General features: G+C 43.9%; 17 protein-coding genes and 2 tRNA genes. 4 read left to right on the forward strand and 15 right to left on the reverse strand.

The features are described from left to right. Positions 1-14: 14 nt before the first annotated feature. Together EC846_RS17730 and guaA are read right to left on the reverse strand one after the other, a co-directional pair. On the reverse strand, positions 15-806 hold the full coding sequence (locus EC846_RS17730) for an ANT(3'')-II family aminoglycoside nucleotidyltransferase (RefSeq protein WP_123775934.1): 792 nt from the start codon (positions 804-806) through the stop codon (positions 15-17). Positions 807-876: 70 nt separating this feature from the next. After that, a complete protein-coding gene (gene guaA, locus EC846_RS17735; RefSeq protein WP_005255720.1) occupies positions 877-2,445 on the reverse strand; it encodes a glutamine-hydrolyzing GMP synthase in 1,569 nt (522 codons plus the stop codon). A gap of 443 nt (positions 2,446-2,888) precedes the next feature. Here guaA and EC846_RS17740 point away from each other — a divergent pair, with 443 nt between their 5' ends. Then, entirely contained in the window at positions 2,889-4,115 is a 1,227-nt protein-coding gene (locus tag EC846_RS17740) for a DUF445 family protein (protein ID WP_171062171.1), read from the forward strand. A gap of 48 nt (positions 4,116-4,163) precedes the next feature. Here EC846_RS17740 and EC846_RS17745 read toward each other — a convergent pair whose 3' ends face one another. After that, positions 4,164-4,532, reverse strand: coding sequence for a NirD/YgiW/YdeI family stress tolerance protein (locus EC846_RS17745; protein WP_005255721.1), 369 nt, complete (start codon positions 4,530-4,532; stop codon positions 4,164-4,166). A gap of 144 nt (positions 4,533-4,676) precedes the next feature. Continuing rightward, a complete protein-coding gene (locus tag EC846_RS17750; RefSeq protein WP_004773284.1) occupies positions 4,677-5,093 on the reverse strand; it encodes a DoxX family protein in 417 nt (138 codons plus the stop codon). Between the two features lie 234 nt (positions 5,094-5,327). Between EC846_RS17750 and EC846_RS17755 the strand changes: the two genes are divergently transcribed. Beyond that, entirely contained in the window at positions 5,328-5,966 is a 639-nt protein-coding gene (locus EC846_RS17755) for a DedA family protein (protein WP_004773285.1), read from the forward strand. A gap of 13 nt (positions 5,967-5,979) precedes the next feature. Here EC846_RS17755 and EC846_RS17760 read toward each other — a convergent pair whose 3' ends face one another. The 5 genes from EC846_RS17760 to EC846_RS17780 form a co-directional block, all read right to left on the reverse strand. Then, entirely contained in the window at positions 5,980-6,570 is a 591-nt protein-coding gene (locus EC846_RS17760) for a LysE family translocator (protein WP_047433081.1), read from the reverse strand. A 209-nt stretch (positions 6,571-6,779) separates the two neighbouring features. After that, positions 6,780-7,169 (reverse strand): hypothetical protein, encoded by a 390-nt coding sequence (locus EC846_RS17765; protein ID WP_004773289.1) that lies wholly within the window; start codon positions 7,167-7,169, stop codon positions 6,780-6,782. Between the two features lie 9 nt (positions 7,170-7,178). Next, positions 7,179-8,021: a ParA family protein gene (locus EC846_RS17770; RefSeq protein ID WP_004773290.1), complete on the reverse strand. Its 843-nt coding sequence runs from the start codon at positions 8,019-8,021 to the stop codon at positions 7,179-7,181. An 80-nt stretch (positions 8,022-8,101) separates the two neighbouring features. Then, complete coding sequence (locus EC846_RS17775) at positions 8,102-8,494, reverse strand: SirB2 family protein (RefSeq protein WP_123775935.1); 393 nt, start codon at positions 8,492-8,494, stop codon at positions 8,102-8,104. Positions 8,495-8,503: 9 nt separating this feature from the next. Beyond that, positions 8,504-8,812, reverse strand: a complete 309-nt coding sequence (locus EC846_RS17780) for a BolA family protein (RefSeq protein ID WP_004773293.1) — start codon at positions 8,810-8,812, stop codon at positions 8,504-8,506. 189 nt (positions 8,813-9,001) lie between these two features. Here EC846_RS17780 and EC846_RS17785 point away from each other — a divergent pair. Together EC846_RS17785 and EC846_RS17790 are read left to right on the forward strand one after the other, a co-directional pair. Continuing rightward, positions 9,002-9,077, forward strand: a tRNA-Gly gene (locus tag EC846_RS17785). A gap of 45 nt (positions 9,078-9,122) precedes the next feature. Beyond that, positions 9,123-9,198 (forward strand) — tRNA-Gly (locus tag EC846_RS17790). A gap of 187 nt (positions 9,199-9,385) precedes the next feature. On the opposite strand, the gene EC846_RS17795 is transcribed toward EC846_RS17790, so the two are convergent. The 6 genes from EC846_RS17795 to mmsB all read right to left on the reverse strand — a co-directional run bounded on the left by EC846_RS17795 (position 9,386) and on the right by mmsB (position 16,455). Continuing rightward, the gene (locus EC846_RS17795; RefSeq protein ID WP_123775936.1) at positions 9,386-10,741 is read right to left on the reverse strand and encodes an MFS transporter; all 1,356 of its coding nucleotides are present in this window, start codon (positions 10,739-10,741) and stop codon (positions 9,386-9,388) included. 121 nt (positions 10,742-10,862) lie between these two features. Next, positions 10,863-11,888, reverse strand: a complete 1,026-nt coding sequence (locus tag EC846_RS17800) for an enoyl-CoA hydratase/isomerase family protein (protein ID WP_123775937.1) — start codon at positions 11,886-11,888, stop codon at positions 10,863-10,865. A gap of 12 nt (positions 11,889-11,900) precedes the next feature. Continuing rightward, positions 11,901-12,674 carry an enoyl-CoA hydratase gene (locus tag EC846_RS17805; protein WP_123775938.1) on the reverse strand — a complete coding sequence of 258 codons (774 nt, stop codon included), beginning with the start codon at positions 12,672-12,674 and terminating at the stop codon, positions 11,901-11,903. Between the two features lie 21 nt (positions 12,675-12,695). Then, entirely contained in the window at positions 12,696-13,823 is a 1,128-nt protein-coding gene (locus EC846_RS17810) for an acyl-CoA dehydrogenase family protein (RefSeq protein ID WP_123775939.1), read from the reverse strand. 10 nt (positions 13,824-13,833) lie between these two features. Further along, the gene (locus tag EC846_RS17815; protein WP_123775940.1) at positions 13,834-15,483 is read right to left on the reverse strand and encodes an AMP-binding protein; all 1,650 of its coding nucleotides are present in this window, start codon (positions 15,481-15,483) and stop codon (positions 13,834-13,836) included. A gap of 81 nt (positions 15,484-15,564) precedes the next feature. Continuing rightward, positions 15,565-16,455: a 3-hydroxyisobutyrate dehydrogenase gene (mmsB, locus tag EC846_RS17820; protein WP_123775941.1), complete on the reverse strand. Its 891-nt coding sequence runs from the start codon at positions 16,453-16,455 to the stop codon at positions 15,565-15,567.

Genomic DNA, 16,455 nt, shown 5'->3' on the forward strand with positions numbered 1-16,455 from the left:
CCTGAAAATATCCTTTATTGTTTTATTTTTAGGCCCTTTTTATCAAAAAGAGTCTCTATGTGCTGACTCAGAAAATCAACGATAGGCTGTAACGCTTGATGCTGACTTGGCCAGTCCTGTTTTGTCATCTCGCCTTTATACTCTTGCACCATTCGTTGTAAAACAGGCTGATCTTTTTCCTCGAGTTGAGCGATCACCCATTGGGCCGCATGCGACTTAGAAACAATCTCACCCAGACTCAAACTAAAATAGATTCGGCATAAGGCTAAAATCTGGTTACGTTCATCACCATCTTCATCCCAATGTGCCACTATTGATGGATAAAGGTCTGCCATCGCTTGCCAAAGTTGCTGATCTGGAATCTCATCTGACCAACTTGTTAAATCAGGCCCAAACAACGTTCGGTGATGCATGTGCGCTTTCTTTAATAAGATACTGATGTCTGGATCATTTTGTGCTGACAGCTCCCCTCCATCGATGAGTTCCTCACGCAACCATTCCCCAAACTGTACTTCATAGCTTAAAGGGTATCTGCCTGAAATCACTTCTTCTTTGAGCAAGACAGTTACTTCGAGTGCACGTTGCAATCCACCAATTGGATGTGAAAGCGTTAATAAGGCTTGTGCAAGCTGCTGTCGCTGAGCGTGTGTTAGAGGCTGAGTAACGACCACAAGAAGATCCAGATCACTTTCTGGGCCTAAACCACCATCCACAGCCGAACCATACAAGTAAATCGCAAATAATGATTCTGCAAATAGAGCATGTAAATATTCTTGTAACTGCTGAAGCTGAAATTTTTCTGACATTTTCAATCTCCTGAACAGCCGAGCAACTGACATAAAAAAAGGCAGGATTTAATCCTGCCTTTTCATTTCATTATTCCCACTCAATCGTTGCTGGTGGTTTAGATGACACGTCATATACAACACGAGAAACATCTTTAATTTCGTTCATGATACGGGTTGAGATTTTATCAACCAATTCGTATGGCAAGTGAGCAAAACGCGCTGTCATAAAGTCAACGGTTTCAACCGCACGAAGTGCAATCACCCATGCATAACGACGACCATCACCGACAACACCTACTGATTTCACAGGTTGGAATACTGCAAATGCTTGTGCAGTTTTGTCATACCAGCCGCTGTCACGAAGTTCTTGCATAAAGATGTCATCAGCAAGACGAAGAATATCAGCATATTCTTTTTTCACTTCACCCAAGATACGCACGCCCAAACCTGGACCTGGGAATGGATGACGATAAATCATGCTGTGCGGTAAACCAAGTGTTGTACCTAATTTACGTACTTCATCTTTGAACAAGTCACGTAATGGCTCAACCAGATCAAACGCTAGATCTTCTGGTAAACCACCCACGTTATGATGTGATTTGATCACGTGCGCCTTACCTTGTTTGCTTGCAGCAGATTCGATTACGTCTGGGTAAATCGTACCTTGTGCCAAGAATTTCACGCCATCAAGTTTACGTGCTTCTTCTGCAAATACTTCGATAAATTCACGACCAATGATTTTACGTTTTTTCTCAGGATCAACTTCACCAGCCAATGCAGACAAGAAGCGTTGTTCAGCATCTGCACGGATCACACGGATACCCATGTTGTCTGCAAACATTTGCATCACTTGATCACCTTCGTTTAAACGAAGTAAACCATTGTCTACAAATACGCAAGTTAACTGGTCGCCAATCGCTTTGTGTAATAACGCAGCAACGACTGATGAATCCACACCACCAGATAAACCTAATAGAACTTTTTCATCACCAATTTGTGCACGTAACTGTTCTACACGTAAATCGATGATGTGTTCAGGTGTCCACAGACCACGGCAACCACAAATCTTGTGTACAAAGTTAGACAGTAACTCAGCGCCTTTGGCAGTATGTGTTACTTCTGGGTGGAACTGTACGCCATAGAAACGACGAGTTTCATCACTCACCGCAGCAAATGGGCAGCTTGGGGTGCTTGCAGTAACCTGGAAACCTTCAGGAATCGCACTTACTTTATCGCCATGACTCATCCATACGTGAAGCTGGTTCTCGCGATCTTGCAAGTTACCAATCAGATTGTCACGTACCAGAATATCAACTTCTGCATAACCAAACTCATGTACTGTACCTGGCTCTACTTTACCGCCAAGCTGTTCAGACATGGTTTGTAAACCATAGCAAATACCCAACACTGGTACACCAAGTTCAAATACAACTTGCGGTGCACGTGGGCTTCCTTCTTCATGTACGCTCTCAGGGCCACCTGATAAAATAATCCCATTCGGATTAAACGCACGAATGTCTTCTTCAGACATATCGAATGCATACATTTCAGAATAGACACCTGCTTCACGTACACGACGTGCAATGAGCTGGCTATATTGAGAGCCGAAATCCAGAATAAGGATACGATCTTCAGTAATTTGAGTATTGGTCGTCATGGTTCATCTTAAAGGCAAATGAATTAAGCGCCACATTCTAACATTTTTCACGCTTTGACGCACCGCAATTCATCATCTATCTTGCATTTTAATCCAGCCTTGCCATCAGCCCTGATATTTAAACTAAAATTTCCCCACAAGCCACTTATTTAAGCGATTTAAATCAACAAAACTCACCGATTCTGCTCAACACAAAACAAAAATTGGTGCTAAGATGATGGCTCGAAATAGGGATTACCATGGAAAGGTATTCAATCGACAGCATCGTTGCCTTTTTATGCGATTGTGATGTCCTTAATTAAAGGAAAAATAAAAAGGTAATACAGCATCTCAAGGTCTTGGTAGATCACCAATGTCCTAAAATATTTTACTATCATCTAGCGCTTGCCCGACCACGAGCAACAATTAGGACTTGAAGGACCAATAAAATAATGTTTCAAGAAATGATTGCGGATTTTCACCAAAATTTCTGGCTATATATTTCCATTCCATTTATCAGCGGCTTTATTGGTTATGTGACCAAAGTCATTGCGATTCAAATGATGTTTTCTCCCCTCGAATTTAAAGGGTTGAGATTATTTGGACTTCCACTCGGATGGCAAGGGATTGTGCCACGCAAAGCTGAAAAAATGGCGACCACAGCCGTTGAGCTAATGACCTCCAAGCTCATCAAACCTGAAGAAATCTTTGCCAGACTCGACCCCAAACGTATTGCACAGGAAATTGAAAAACCGTTAATGGCGGCTGCCGAGGATATTACTCGTGAAGTCGCACAGCAATATCAGCCCGGTTTATGGGAAGGCATGCCAGAGTTTGCCCGCCAAAGACTGATTAAGCGGGTTCAGGCCAAAGCCCCTGAAATTGTTGAACATATTATGAGTGAAGTACAGAAGGATGTTGCCAAGTACTTCGATATCAAGCATATGGTGGTCAACAACCTACTCAAAGATAAGCGTCTCCTGAATGAAATCTTTAAAAAAGTCGGCAAACAGGAATTCAAATTCTTTAGTAATGTCGGTTTTGTATTTGGTTTCGCGATTGGTGTGGTGCAAATGCTGTGCTGGATCGTCACTCAAGGTAAATATCCATGGATGTTGCCGATGTTTGGCGGCTTTGTCGGTTTCTTTAGTGACTGGATGGCCCTGCAAATGATGTTCCGCCCGTTATATCCGAAAAAGATCATGGGCTATACGTGGCAAGGTTTATTCATTAAACGTCAGAATGAAGTGGCGGCTGATTATGCTGCGTTGATTTCAAAACAGTTACTCACCTCTCGCAACATGATGGAAGAACTATTTTCGGGTACACATTCAGACAAAGTCATTGAACTGGTCAGCCGTCAGGTCAAACAGGAAATTGATTTACAGGCAGGTATTGTTCGACCACTGGTGGTCTATGCAATCGGCGGTGAGAAATATCAAAACCTGAAAGCTGATGTGGCTGAACGTATTTTAAAACAGCTTCCAGACACCATGCGCTACGTTGAATCTTATGCTGAAGACGCGATGAATGTACGCAATACCTTGGTTGAGCGCATGCAGAAACTAAGCCCCGAAGAATTCGAAGGAATGCTACGTCCAGCCTTTAAAGAAGACGAATGGTCTTTGATTATTGTCGGTGCGGTGCTTGGTTTCCTTGTCGGGGAAATGCAGATTCACTTTATGCTTTAAAAAATATGATATCTAATAAAAAAGGAAGCTTCAGCTTCCTTTTTTTAATTAATGGGCATGTTTTTCAATTTTGACAACTTCGATATCAGTTGGCTTATAACGATGCGTATCAACTTCACCGACGAGACGCACATGATCACCGACTTTTAGGTTTGCTTGACGCCAGATATCATCATCAATTTCGACACCAATCGTCCCGCTTTTGTCTTTAAATTCATAATGATCACCTTTCAGATGTTTAGTGATCTGACCTGTCAACGTAATGCCTGTCTCATCAGCAAGTTTTGCCACCTGACTGACGGTTACGACATTCTTCGCCGCCTCCTGCACAATGACATGGTCATCTTTACCTGCCCAAGTCGCTGTTGATAATCCCGCTAAAACCACAATCCCACAACTCGCGATGATTTTTTTCATTTCATTTCCTGTTTTGTTCTAAGGTCTTATGATCTAAACAGAAATAGTCGCTCATGTCGGCTTAAGTTTGTAATCAAGCGTAATTCATGTAAGTCATAAAGAGGCTTAGCCCCGCTGATAAAAGCAGGGCAATGTATTGCAATGTTATTTTTCAATTAGGTGATCAAGGCTAAAACGGCCTGCACCATACAACATGAGCGCGAAGAAACCACCTGCCATCGCAAAGTTCTTCATAAAGTTAATCGCATCTTCGGCACCATTATGAAAGATAAATGCAGTGAGAATGCTAAAGATACCCAAGCCCAGCGATGCAAAACGTGTCTGAAAGCCAAACAGTAGAGCCAGACCACCACCGAACTCCATCAGAATCACCAGTGGAAGTAACGCAGCTGGTACGCCCATTGATTCCATATAGCCAGCAGTACCTGCATAACCTACAATCTTGCCCCAACCAGCAACAAGAAAGATATAAGCCAGTAATAAACGTGCAACTAAAATGACACCATTTGCTACGCCAGATTGCGTTACGATATTTTTTACAACAACATTCGGATTAAACATGGTTGGTTCCACACTGTTTGTTTTTTAACATGGAGCCAGTTTATGTATCTTTGTTTATGCAATAAACACCATATTAGTTAACATATCGTTCTTTATTTGCAACAATAAAAAGATTAAATCGGCTTTCCTATCAAATGTTTCCCTTGCAAAGTTACTAATTAATTAGCTTTTTATACTGACATTCTAATGATGCACTGCTAGGATTTAGTCCACATTTATAGTGTTAACATCTTCATGGAACTCATTGATTTTATTCTGCACGTTGACGAACACCTTTTAGAATTTATTACCAATTATGGCGTGTGGATTTATGCCATTTTATTTTTAATTATTTTTGTTGAAACTGGTTTAGTGGTGATGCCATTTTTACCAGGTGACAGTCTGTTATTTGCAGCAGGTGCATTGGCTGCTTCAACAGGTGCAATGGATCCATGGGTTTTAGGTATTTTATTATTTATCGCAGCGGTACTCGGCGATACCGTAAATTACCACATTGGTCGCTACATTGGCCCGCGCGTTTTTGAAACCAATTCTCGTTTTATCAATAAACAACATCTGATCAAAACCCAGCATTTCTTTGAACGTCATGGCGGTAAAACGATTATTTTTGCCCGTTTTGTACCCTTTGCCCGTACTTTTGCTCCCTTTGTTGCAGGTGCAGGCAGCATGAACTATAAGTATTTCCTGACCTATAACGTGATTGGCGCATTCTGCTGGATTGCATCATTTATTACACTGGGTTATTTATTTGGCAACATGCCAATCGTGAAGGATAATTTCACTCACTTAATTTTCGGTATTATTATTATTAGTGTTTTACCGGGTGTGATTGGTTTTATTCGTCAAAAACTGAGTAACCGCAAAGGCCAATAAATCAAATTTCAGTTTAAAACAAACGAAAGATCATTGGTAACATACAAATCAGCAATAACACAGCCGATCCTTTATATAAATGATCGGCTTTAATTCCGATCAAGCTTCCTGCCAATAAAGCACGTCCAAATAACATCCAGAAAATACTGACGGGCAAAAGCACTAGACTAAACACTGCAAAAACGATGGCTGCATTTTCGAGTGAATTCCAGGTTTCACTTGGGAAAATTCCTGCTGCCAACAAAACCGTTTTCGGGTTCTTTAAGGTCGACATAAACAGTTGTCTTTTACGGATATGCGGATGATGCTGATCATGTTTTTGTAGATGTGAACTTTTCCAGAGATGAAAAGCCATCCAAAGCACATAGAGCAAACTGGCTGTATGTAAAATCGCGCCTAAAGCAGGCCAGATCGGATCAAAAAGATGAATGAACAGCGCCCATAAACTAATGCCGTACAAATATCCCAACCATTCGATTGGAATAAATTTCATGGTTTTAGGTACACCTTGTTGGTGGGTTGCACTGGCAAGTAAAGCATTGGTCGGACCAGGAATCAGTAACACTGCCAACATCGCCAAAACAAAAAACCAACTCTCAATCATACACATACCGAACGACTATACATGGGCGCCACCTTAAACGAATTTAGGGCAAAAATACAAATTTCGGTAATAAAAACAGCAGGTAAAATACAGAATTTCAGGATAGATAAATTTTTAAGCGTTTAATTTTTATCATTATTTTTTGAAACATTTTGCGATAATTTAGTTGTTTATCACCATAACGAATTATGGTGATAAGGAGGCAAAAATTATGATTTTGGACGTTGTTTTACGATAATTGGGCAGCCTTTAAACTTCGCAGCCTGCACGATCGCATCTTGTTGTCCCATCACTTTGGCAAGCTCGGTATTCTTGGTATTCATTGACTGGCCCATATTTACAGAGATAGATGGCCCAAAGCCCCAACCGCCTCGGCCCCAGCCACCACCGAGTCCAACACCCACGCCCATACCGGTACGTTTTGGTGTTTCCACGCCATTTTCAATATAGAGCTGAATACGGTTGTACTCGGCTTGTAGTTGCTGGCAGTTCAAGGTCTGATATTGCGTAGGTGAAACATAAGCTGGCTTAACCGTTGATGCACAAGCACCCAAGAGCATACTTGCTGCCAAAACAGGCATCCAATATAAGCGTTTCATAGTGTTCTCTTATTTTTTAGATTCAATCTCATTGAACAAGGTGACATAAGCAAGTGTCAATTTATGTTCAGATGCCAAATGAACCAGTGGTAAATTCTTTTGATGTGATTCTTTCATCAAGATCGAGGGCGGCAACATGCTATCGAGCACAGGCAAGCCTTCATCTTTTAATTGTTGAACCACTTCTCGAGGTAATTTTGCCTGAGACTGGAACTGATTGACCACAATTCCCTCAATCTCAAGGCGATCATTATGATCATCTTGGGTTTCGAGGACATTTTCAATCAAAGTTTGTAACGCACGTTTTGAGAACACATCACAATCAAATGGAATCAACACACGATCTGCTGAAATCAACGCAGATAAAGTAAAGAAGTTAAAGGCAGGTGGCGTATCAATAAAGATACGGTCATAACGTGCGCTGAGTGACTGAATTGAATCACGTAATTTATAAATTTTATGTTTACTTTCCAGTGCATGCTCTAAACTGCCCAGACTTGGGCTGGCAGGAATGACATCCAGATTTTCAAATGACGAGCGATGAACAAAACTATCCAGACCTTTGCCACGAGGTGCTTTTAAAATTGAACCAATGGCATTGCCAATCAGGCCTTTTTGCTGTGTAGTGCCTAAAACATCATCAAAGAAATTTTCAATATTGGGTTCTAACGCTGCTTTGTCCGCAGAATAGGTTGCATCTTCACCTAACAGGTACTGGCTCGAATTTGCTTGTGGATCAAGATCAATGACCAGTGTTCTCAGGCCCTGTTTTGCACTAATTGCAGCCAGATTGACGGTAATACTTGATTTCCCCACACCACCTTTCTGGTTAAACACCACACGCGTTAACATGATTTCCCTCTACCCTATTTTTTTAAACTGCACGCAGTTTAACCTAGTGCAAAAACAATTTCTAAAACAATGTCCAACAATCAGGCAAAAATCGGTTTAATCATCACAAGACCGAGAATCCCGACCATAGCCACTGTACCGATCAACAAACCTGCACGGCGTTGTTCCAATAAGATACTGCTGTCTTGCTTATAGGTTTTGATCAATGACGACCACAATACAAAGAACAAGATGACTTTGGCATAGAACCACGGCTGTACATCAAAGTTCTTCATCGCCAGCAAGATCGCACCCGTAACAATAATCAGGGTCAACGATAAATGCTGTAAGCCGACCATCGCTTTACGGGCCTTTAGATTAGGTTGCTGATCCTGTAAACCCACAAATAATGTTGAACCGCGTAATACAAAAGCAATAATCAGCAAGCTCATTGCAATCATATGAATCATTTTAGTGATGAAATGTAGGTCCATGATCCGTCCTTAACCTTTTGGTGCATGTGCACATTCAGGGCTAGCAGGTGCTTCACCTTGCCATTCATCTGGTACATAAGCATGAATTGCCAAAGCATGGATGCGGCCCGGGCTCATTAATTCCGCTGCAACGGCATAAATTTTTTGATGACGCTGTACCAGACGCAAGCCTTTAAATTCATCGCTCACCACAATCACTTTGAAATGTGATTCTTTACCAGGGAAATAACCACCATGCCCTGCTGACTCATTGAGCACTTCGAGATGGGTGGGTGCCAGTGTTTGTAAACGTTCAATCAACTGTTGTTCTAAGTTCATGAGTCAGGCTGTCCGGTCAGATTGAGATAGCTCATTAGTATACATGACCTCACTTGAAGCGAAACTTTTATCCATTTTTTTGCTTTTTAGCTGTTTTTTCCATGAAAATGCTTTTATTTTATGCAATTAAACAATTTCTTTGCATAAAGTTGTTGACCCTCATTTTGCTTAATGTATTATAGCTGGCACGCGGGAATAGCTCAGTTGGTAGAGCATAACCTTGCCAAGGTTGGGGTCGCGAGTTCGAGTCTCGTTTCCCGCTCCAGATTGGTTTTTTTAAGTGTAAGTTTTAGTAAAAACTGCTCAATATGCGGGAATAGCTCAGTTGGTAGAGCATAACCTTGCCAAGGTTGGGGTCGCGAGTTCGAGTCTCGTTTCCCGCTCCAAATTTAAAAGGCCCTAGTCGAAAGATTAGGGCTTTTTTCTTTGTCTAAATATTATGCTCCACGTGGAACATCAAAAATAATGAAGCACAAATATTGGATCTCTCTTCTTTGCATATAAATCCTTAAAAAATAAAAAGGTGTTCCTCAGCATCGAGCAACACCTTTTTATTTCATTTTGAATAAACAGCTATTCTGTCATCTTGGCTTGCAGTTTGACGTCTTGCTTGTTGTTCTCCATTGCCAATGCCTGCTGACTGTGATCTCGTGGCATAAATGAAGTGGCAATAATGGCAACAACTGCCATCGAACCGATATACAACATGATCAAGTAAGGATTTCCACCGCCAACGCTCAATAATTTTGTCGCAATCAGCGGTGCAAGACCACCACCGACTACACCTGCCAGCTGTACCGAAATCGAGATGCCGCTATAGCGAATTTCTGCGGGAAACTGTCGGGCAAAAAGTTGTGCCTGAGGCGCATACATAATCGGAAAAACCACACCGATTGCCAATACAATTGCCGTCCAGACCAGCACAGGATCTTTGGTATTGAGCATACTAAAGAACGGATAACAATACAGTGCCAGCACGCACAGCCCAAACATGAACATATTGCGCTGTCCGACTTTATCTGACAGATGTCCACATAATGGTGTCATCACTAAAATCACGGCGGCACCGCAAATAGTGGCAAATAGAATTTCCTGTCTGGCGATGCCCAGTTGTGTGGTGGTGTAGGCCAAAGTAAAGGTAGAAGCAATATAAAACCATGCATTCTCTGCCGCACGTGCCACAATAATGCTAATCAATTGCTTAGGATGTTGCTTAAATACCTGTAAGGCAGGGACTTTAACTTCTTCAGCTTGTTGTTTCACTTTTTCAAAGTCTGGCGACTCTGGTACTTTCACCCGAATGTACCAACCGACTGCAAGTAAAATAATGCTCGCTAGAAAGGGAATCCGCCAGCCCCAGCTAAACAGGGCCTGTTCAGGTAATAAAGACACCAGCCCAAGCGCGATAGAGGCCAACATCAAACCGCCACCGGTACTGGCTTGGGGGAGGCTGCCCCAGAAGCCTTTTTTGCCTTCTGGCGCGTGTTCAACCGCCATCAAAACTGCACCGCCCCACTCGCCACCCATCGCCATACCTTGGATAAATCGCAAGATCACCAAGCCAATTGCAGCCCAGTAGCCAATTGACTCATAGGTCGGTAAAAGACCGATCAGCACTGTGGGTATTCCCATCAGCATCAAGGTCAACAGTAACATCGATTTTCGGCCAATCTTGTCACCAAAATGCCCAAATACCAGACCACCCAGAGGTCGCCCAATGAATCCCACTGCATAGGTCGCAAAGGCAGCGAGTACGCCCGTCAGTGGATCAAGATTCGGGAAAAATAATTTATTGAAAATTAAAGCTGCTGCTGCACCGTAAATAAAAAAGTCATACCACTCAATGGTGGTCCCGACCATACTGGAAATACCTGCCAGTCGATGAGATGACTTGTTAGGAGATGAACCGTTTCCATGTATTGTTTGCATCGTCATTTTCCTTTCTTGGATATTCTTGTTTTATATTTTTGTGCTGATGCTCAATCCTGATCACCAGCATGTTCAGATGGTTGATACTCCTTGATGTATGTAGATAGAAGGAAGAGTGGATTTAGCTCAGTTTTTCTAGAATCTGTTCCAGTTCAGGATTACGCTGTTGCCATTTTGGCTGTTTGTCTTTATCGACAATTAAGGCGCGCACACCTTCAATAAAATCACCATGTTCAAACCAGATATCCTGTAAATCCCGTTCCAGTTGCATACATTGCTGTAAAGATAATCCACGACCCAAATACTGTAATTTCAGGCTAGTTTGTTTGGCGATAAAGGAACGTTGCTGCAAAATATCCAGCATCTTGCTGGCCCAAGTTTTGAACTGTTCCTCCTGTTCATGTTCAAGGCTATGCTCGATCTCATCCAGATGTTGGAAACCGAAATGTTTACGGATCGGTTCAATGAGTTGCTTGAGTTCACTTTCAGCAGGACGGGTAATGAAGCGGGCAATGATCTGTTCAATATTGGCTTTGCTCAGGTTCGATGCTGCAATCAATGCCTCTTGTAAGGAAGACAATTGCTCACTCGGCACATGGTAATCAATCAGATCAAGATAGAGCGCATCACTGCTGCTGATCTGCTCTCCCGTAATCGCCATATACACGCCGATATCATCCAGCCGAGACAGGAAATGAGTCGCACCGACATCAGGGAAAAATCCAATCGCAGTTTCAGGCATGGCGAATCTGGACTTTTCACTACTCACCACAATATGACACGCTTGAGCCAAGCCAAAACCGCCACCCAGCACATAGCCATCAAGTATCACGATCACAGGCTTTTGATATTCGCGTAGCAGATTCAGCATTTTATATTCAGCGCTGAAATAGCCTTTATAATCAGCTGTTTCATTCTTATAACTGTCATACAGATAACGGATATCGCCACCCGCACAAAAGGCTTTGGGACTATTCGATTTGAACAAAACCGCCTGAATGGCAGCATCATTGCACCACAGTTCCAGTTGTGTGCAGATACCTTCAATCATATCGAGCGATAACGCATTCAAATGCTTGACCCGATCCAGACTGATGACGCCTAAGCTACCTTGTTGCTCAATCATTAAGTGATTTTCTGTATTCATTTTCTTGATCCCTTATTGATTTTTAAAGTTTGCCTGCCGTTTTTCCACAAAGGCCTGCATCCCCTCTTTTTGATCCGAAGTTGCAAAAATCGAATGGAACATACGACGTTCAAAACGTAAGCCTTCGGTGAGATTGACCTCGAAGGCACGATTGATGGTTTCTTTCAGCATCATATTGGCGGTTAAAGAGCGTGCTGCAATTTTTTCTGCGGCTTTCAAGGTTTGTTCCAGTAATTCTTCTTTGCCAAACACACGCGCCACCAGACCACTTTGCTCTGCCTCTACTGCACCCATTTGCCGTGCGGTAAAGCACATTTCCATGGCTTTGGCTTTCCCAATCGCGTGAGTTAAACGCTGTGTACCACCAATGCCCGGTATGACACCTAAAGTCACTTCGGGTAAACCAAACTTGGCATTGTCAGCACAATAGATAAAGTCACACATCAGTGCCAGTTCACAACCACCACCCAACGCATAGCCACTCACCGCCGTAATCAACGGTTTACGGCGTTGCGCGATACGATCTGCCAGATGGAAAAAGTCATCGAAGTAGATATCTGGAAATGCCAGATCAGCCATTTCCTTAATATCTGCACCTGCAGCAAAAGCCTTTTCAGAACCTGCCAATACGATGCAGCCAATCTCACGATCTTTTTCTAACGCATCCAACGCCTGATTGATTTCACTAATCAATTCACTATTCAGCGCATTCAAGGCTTGCGGACGATTGAGAGTAATCAGTCCAACACCATTACGCTTTTCTAATAAAATACTGTTCCACTGCATGCTTCATTCCTTGCTTTGCTTTTATAGACTACGTGCGATCACTAAACGCTGGATATCGCTAGTCCCTTCATAAATCTGACAAATACGTGCATCACGATAGATCCGTTCAATCGGGAAGTCTTTCAGATAGCCATAGCCACCAAATACCTGTAATGCGTTTGAACAGACCCGTTCGGTCATTTCCGAAGCGAACAGCTTGGCCATTGAGGCTTCATTAAGACAGGGCTGCCCTGCTTCTTTGAGCCGTGCAGCGTAATGCACCAGCTGTCGTGCCGCTTCGATCTCAGTCGCCATACTGGCAAGACGGAATGCCAGTGCCTGATGCTCAAAGATTGGTTTACCAAAGGCCAGCCGTTCTTTGGCATAGCGCGTGGCTTCTTCCAGCGCCGCCCGTGCCAGACCTACTGCCTGTGCGGCAATACCAATACGACCACCTTCCAGATTGGCAAGCGCGATTTTTAAACCTTCACCTTCTTTACCCAGCATCAGGCTTTTATGAATACGTACATCTGTCAGGGCAATCTGGCAGGTATCCGAAGCATGTAAGCCAAGTTTTTCTTCAACCCGAATCACTTCATAACCCGCTGTCTCGCGTGGCACAAGGAAGGCACTGATGTCCTTTTTACCCGCACTCGGATCAGTCACGGCAAACACAATAATCACGCCTGCGTTATCACCCGAGGTAATAAACTGCTTGGCACCATTGAGAATGTAGTCATCGCCATCTTTCACCGCGCGGGTTTTAATGGCTGCCGCATCTGAACCTGTATGCGGTTCAGTTAAGGCAAAAGCACCGATCATTTCACCTTGTGCCAATGGTTTTAAAAAGCGTTCTTTTTGCTCATCGGTACCAAATTTTAAAATCGGCACACAGCCCACCGAGTTATGTACACTCATAACGGTTGAGGTCGCACCATCTGCCGCAGCGACTTCTTCAAGTGCCAACACATAGGCCAAATTACCTGTGTCAGAACCGCCCCATTGCTCAGGAATCAGCATGCCCATAAAACCGAGCTGCCCCATTTGTGCAAGCGCATCTTTTGGAAATGTGCCATGTCGATCCCAGTCACTGGCATTGGGTTTAATCTGTTCTTGGGCGAAACTTTTCGCCATATCACGTATTAAGACTTGTTCTTCGGTCAATTGCATCTTGTGTTCCTTACCCTGCCTTTGCTTGCTGTTTCGCAATTTCCTGATTACGTAATAAAAAGCGCTGAATCTTGCCACTTGGTGTTTTTGGAAGTTCGGTCACGAACTCGACCAATCGTGGATAAGCATGTGCTGATAAGCGTTTTTTCACAAACTGGCTCAACTCTTCCGCCAACTGTTCCAAAGGTTGAATACCCGCCGCCAGAATCACGAAAGCCTTCACTACTTCGGTACGGTCGGGATCTGGTACACCGATTACCGCTGCTTCAACCACAGCATCATGCTCCAGCAAAGCACTTTCCACATCAAAAGGCCCGATCCGATAACCCGATGTGGTGATCACGTCATCACTACGACCAACAAAGCTCATGCTGCCATCCGCATGTAACTCGGCGGTATCACCTGTGAGATAGTAGTGCCCGATAAAAGGGGATTTACGGCTTTCCTTATAGCCACCAAACCACATCATCGGAGACTGGCTAATATCCACGGCTAGAATTCCAGGGGTATCCGCTGGAAGCTCCTCACCCTGTTCATTGACCACCGCAACGCGATAACCCGCACTCGCAAAACCTGCGGAACCTGCACGAATCTCATGAGTTAAACCATGATGATTACACACCACCATGCCGACCTCAGTCTGTCCATAATGGTCATAAATCGGGGCATCCAGAACCTGCTTAAACCAGCGAATCACTTCTGGATTCAGTGGCTCTCCTGCACTGCTGACCACACGGAACTGGCCTTTTAACGGCGCCATCTGAGCAGGATCAGCCGCCATCATCATGCGATAAGCCGTTGGTGCTCCCGCCAGATTGGTAATCTGATAATCCTTTACGATCTGACACAGGCTATCGGTACTAAAACCGCCTTCGTAGAACAAGGTGGCATGACCCAAGAATAGTGGCCCTGTAATGGCATAATACAAACCATAAGCCCAACCTGGATCGGCAATATTCCAAAACGAATCTTCTTCTCTCAAACCAATGGCATCTTGCATATAACGACCAAAAGCTAGCAAGGCTTTTAACGGCACTTCTAGCGGTTTGGCAGGCCCTGTGGTGCCCGAGGTAAACATGAGTAAAAAGGGATCTTGGATGCTTCGCATCACCAATTCACATTGATCAGGCTGCTGTTTGACTTCATCCCAAAAATTGAAATCACCTGACTTCAGCGGCGCACCTTGTGGATCAGCAACCGTGACAATCGCTGGACAATGTTCGATCTCATCCAGTTTGCTGCGGTTCGCCACATCGGTTACCACCAGTTTACTTTGTGCCAGTTGCAGACGATGCTCAATTGCCTTGGGCCCAAAGGCTGTAAATAAGGGCTGATATACGGCGCCAATGCGCCAAGCCGCGAAAATCGTCACCAGCAGTTCAGGCGTTCTCGGCAATAGACCTGAAATACGGTCACCTGCTTCCACACCTTGCGACTTTAAAAAGTTGGCAAATTGACTCGACCATTGCTGTAATTGATGAAAAGTATATTGTTCCTTACGACCATCTTTGCCTTGCCAATACAACGCGATTTTGTCGCCTTGTGCATGGCGATCACAACATTCATAACAGGCATTCAGTGCATCCATTGAACCGGATAACATGTGTTTTGCAGTACTTTCCAGATCGAAAGCCTGTACCGTCTCTTTATAATTCAACATCTGTGTTCCCTCAGTCTGGATTCATTGTTATTCATGACAGGGTTTAATTTCTGAATAAAAGCCATCCTTTGGCTTTAGTTTTTATGCCTCTGGCGGCAGGTATTGCTGAATAATGCTAGAAAAATCAAGGTGTGCATGACCACGCATGCACATTTGCTGATACAGCTGCTGCACCATTCCGCCTAATACCACAGGCTGCTTCACCTGCCCTGCGGCTTCAACCGCAAGACCCAAATCTTTTAGCATTAACTGGGTGGCAAAACCATCCTGATAGCCACGAGAGGCAGGCGCATTTTCACTGATATGTGGCCACGGGTTACAAACTTCCGAACTCCAGCAACGGCCACTTGAAGTGTTAATCACACCAGCCAAAGCATGTGGATCAATGCCAAGCTTGGCACCCAGTGCCATCCCTTCAGCCACCGCAGCCATGGAAATCCCGAGAATCAGGTTATTGCAGATTTTGGCAATCTGCCCTGCGCCGACATCGCCACAATGCACCACGTTTTTGCCCATGTGACTGAGTACAGGTTTCACTTCATCAAAGGTCTGATCATTTGCACCGACCATAAAAGTCAGCGTACCCGCTTGTGCACCAATGGTGCCACCTGAAACAGGCGCATCGCAAATATGAATATTTTTACTTTGGGCAATGGCAGCAATGTCTTTAATGGTTTGTGGGTCAATGGTACTGCTATCAATGCATAAGCTGCCTGCTTTCAGCACTTCCAGCACGCCATCTTCGCCCAGATACACCTCTTTGACATGCTTTGCCGCAGGTAACATGCTAATGACCACGTCGGCTTGTTTCGCTGCTGCTTGCGGGCTGTCACAAACCACACCACCCGCCTCGGCAAAGTGCTGAATTGCCACTTCGCTAAGGTCATAACCATATACTGTGAGTCCGGCTTTGAGCAGGTTTTGGGCCATTCTGCCGCCCATATTACCTAGACCGATAAAGGCGATATTCAT

The organism is Acinetobacter sp. BIGb0102 (assembly GCF_003815055.1).
GTDB classification, from domain to species: Bacteria; Pseudomonadota; Gammaproteobacteria; order Pseudomonadales; family Moraxellaceae; genus Acinetobacter; species Acinetobacter vivianii.

Excerpts from the sequence above, each read along its gene's own strand:
- EC846_RS17730 (WP_123775934.1), bottom strand. The coding sequence starts at position 806 with ATGTCAGAAAAATTTCAGCTTCAGCAGTTACAAGAATATTTACATGCT.
- guaA (WP_005255720.1), bottom strand. The coding sequence starts at position 2,445 with ATGACGACCAATACTCAAATTACTGAAGATCGTATCCTTATTCTGGAT.
- EC846_RS17740 (WP_171062171.1), top strand. The coding sequence starts at position 2,889 with ATGATTGCGGATTTTCACCAAAATTTCTGGCTATATATTTCCATTCCA.
- EC846_RS17745 (WP_005255721.1), bottom strand. The coding sequence starts at position 4,532 with ATGAAAAAAATCATCGCGAGTTGTGGGATTGTGGTTTTAGCGGGATTA.
- EC846_RS17750 (WP_004773284.1), bottom strand. The coding sequence starts at position 5,093 with ATGTTTAATCCGAATGTTGTTGTAAAAAATATCGTAACGCAATCTGGC.
- EC846_RS17755 (WP_004773285.1), top strand. The coding sequence starts at position 5,328 with ATGGAACTCATTGATTTTATTCTGCACGTTGACGAACACCTTTTAGAA.
- EC846_RS17760 (WP_047433081.1), bottom strand. The coding sequence starts at position 6,570 with ATGATTGAGAGTTGGTTTTTTGTTTTGGCGATGTTGGCAGTGTTACTG.
- EC846_RS17765 (WP_004773289.1), bottom strand. The coding sequence starts at position 7,169 with ATGAAACGCTTATATTGGATGCCTGTTTTGGCAGCAAGTATGCTCTTG.
- EC846_RS17770 (WP_004773290.1), bottom strand. The coding sequence starts at position 8,021 with ATGTTAACGCGTGTGGTGTTTAACCAGAAAGGTGGTGTGGGGAAATCA.
- EC846_RS17775 (WP_123775935.1), bottom strand. The coding sequence starts at position 8,494 with ATGGACCTACATTTCATCACTAAAATGATTCATATGATTGCAATGAGC.
- EC846_RS17780 (WP_004773293.1), bottom strand. The coding sequence starts at position 8,812 with ATGAACTTAGAACAACAGTTGATTGAACGTTTACAAACACTGGCACCC.
- EC846_RS17795 (WP_123775936.1), bottom strand. The coding sequence starts at position 10,741 with ATGCAAACAATACATGGAAACGGTTCATCTCCTAACAAGTCATCTCAT.
- EC846_RS17800 (WP_123775937.1), bottom strand. The coding sequence starts at position 11,888 with ATGAATACAGAAAATCACTTAATGATTGAGCAACAAGGTAGCTTAGGC.
- EC846_RS17805 (WP_123775938.1), bottom strand. The coding sequence starts at position 12,674 with ATGCAGTGGAACAGTATTTTATTAGAAAAGCGTAATGGTGTTGGACTG.
- EC846_RS17810 (WP_123775939.1), bottom strand. The coding sequence starts at position 13,823 with ATGCAATTGACCGAAGAACAAGTCTTAATACGTGATATGGCGAAAAGT.
- EC846_RS17815 (WP_123775940.1), bottom strand. The coding sequence starts at position 15,483 with ATGTTGAATTATAAAGAGACGGTACAGGCTTTCGATCTGGAAAGTACT.
- mmsB (WP_123775941.1), bottom strand. The coding sequence starts at position 16,455 with ATGAATATCGCCTTTATCGGTCTAGGTAATATGGGCGGCAGAATGGCC.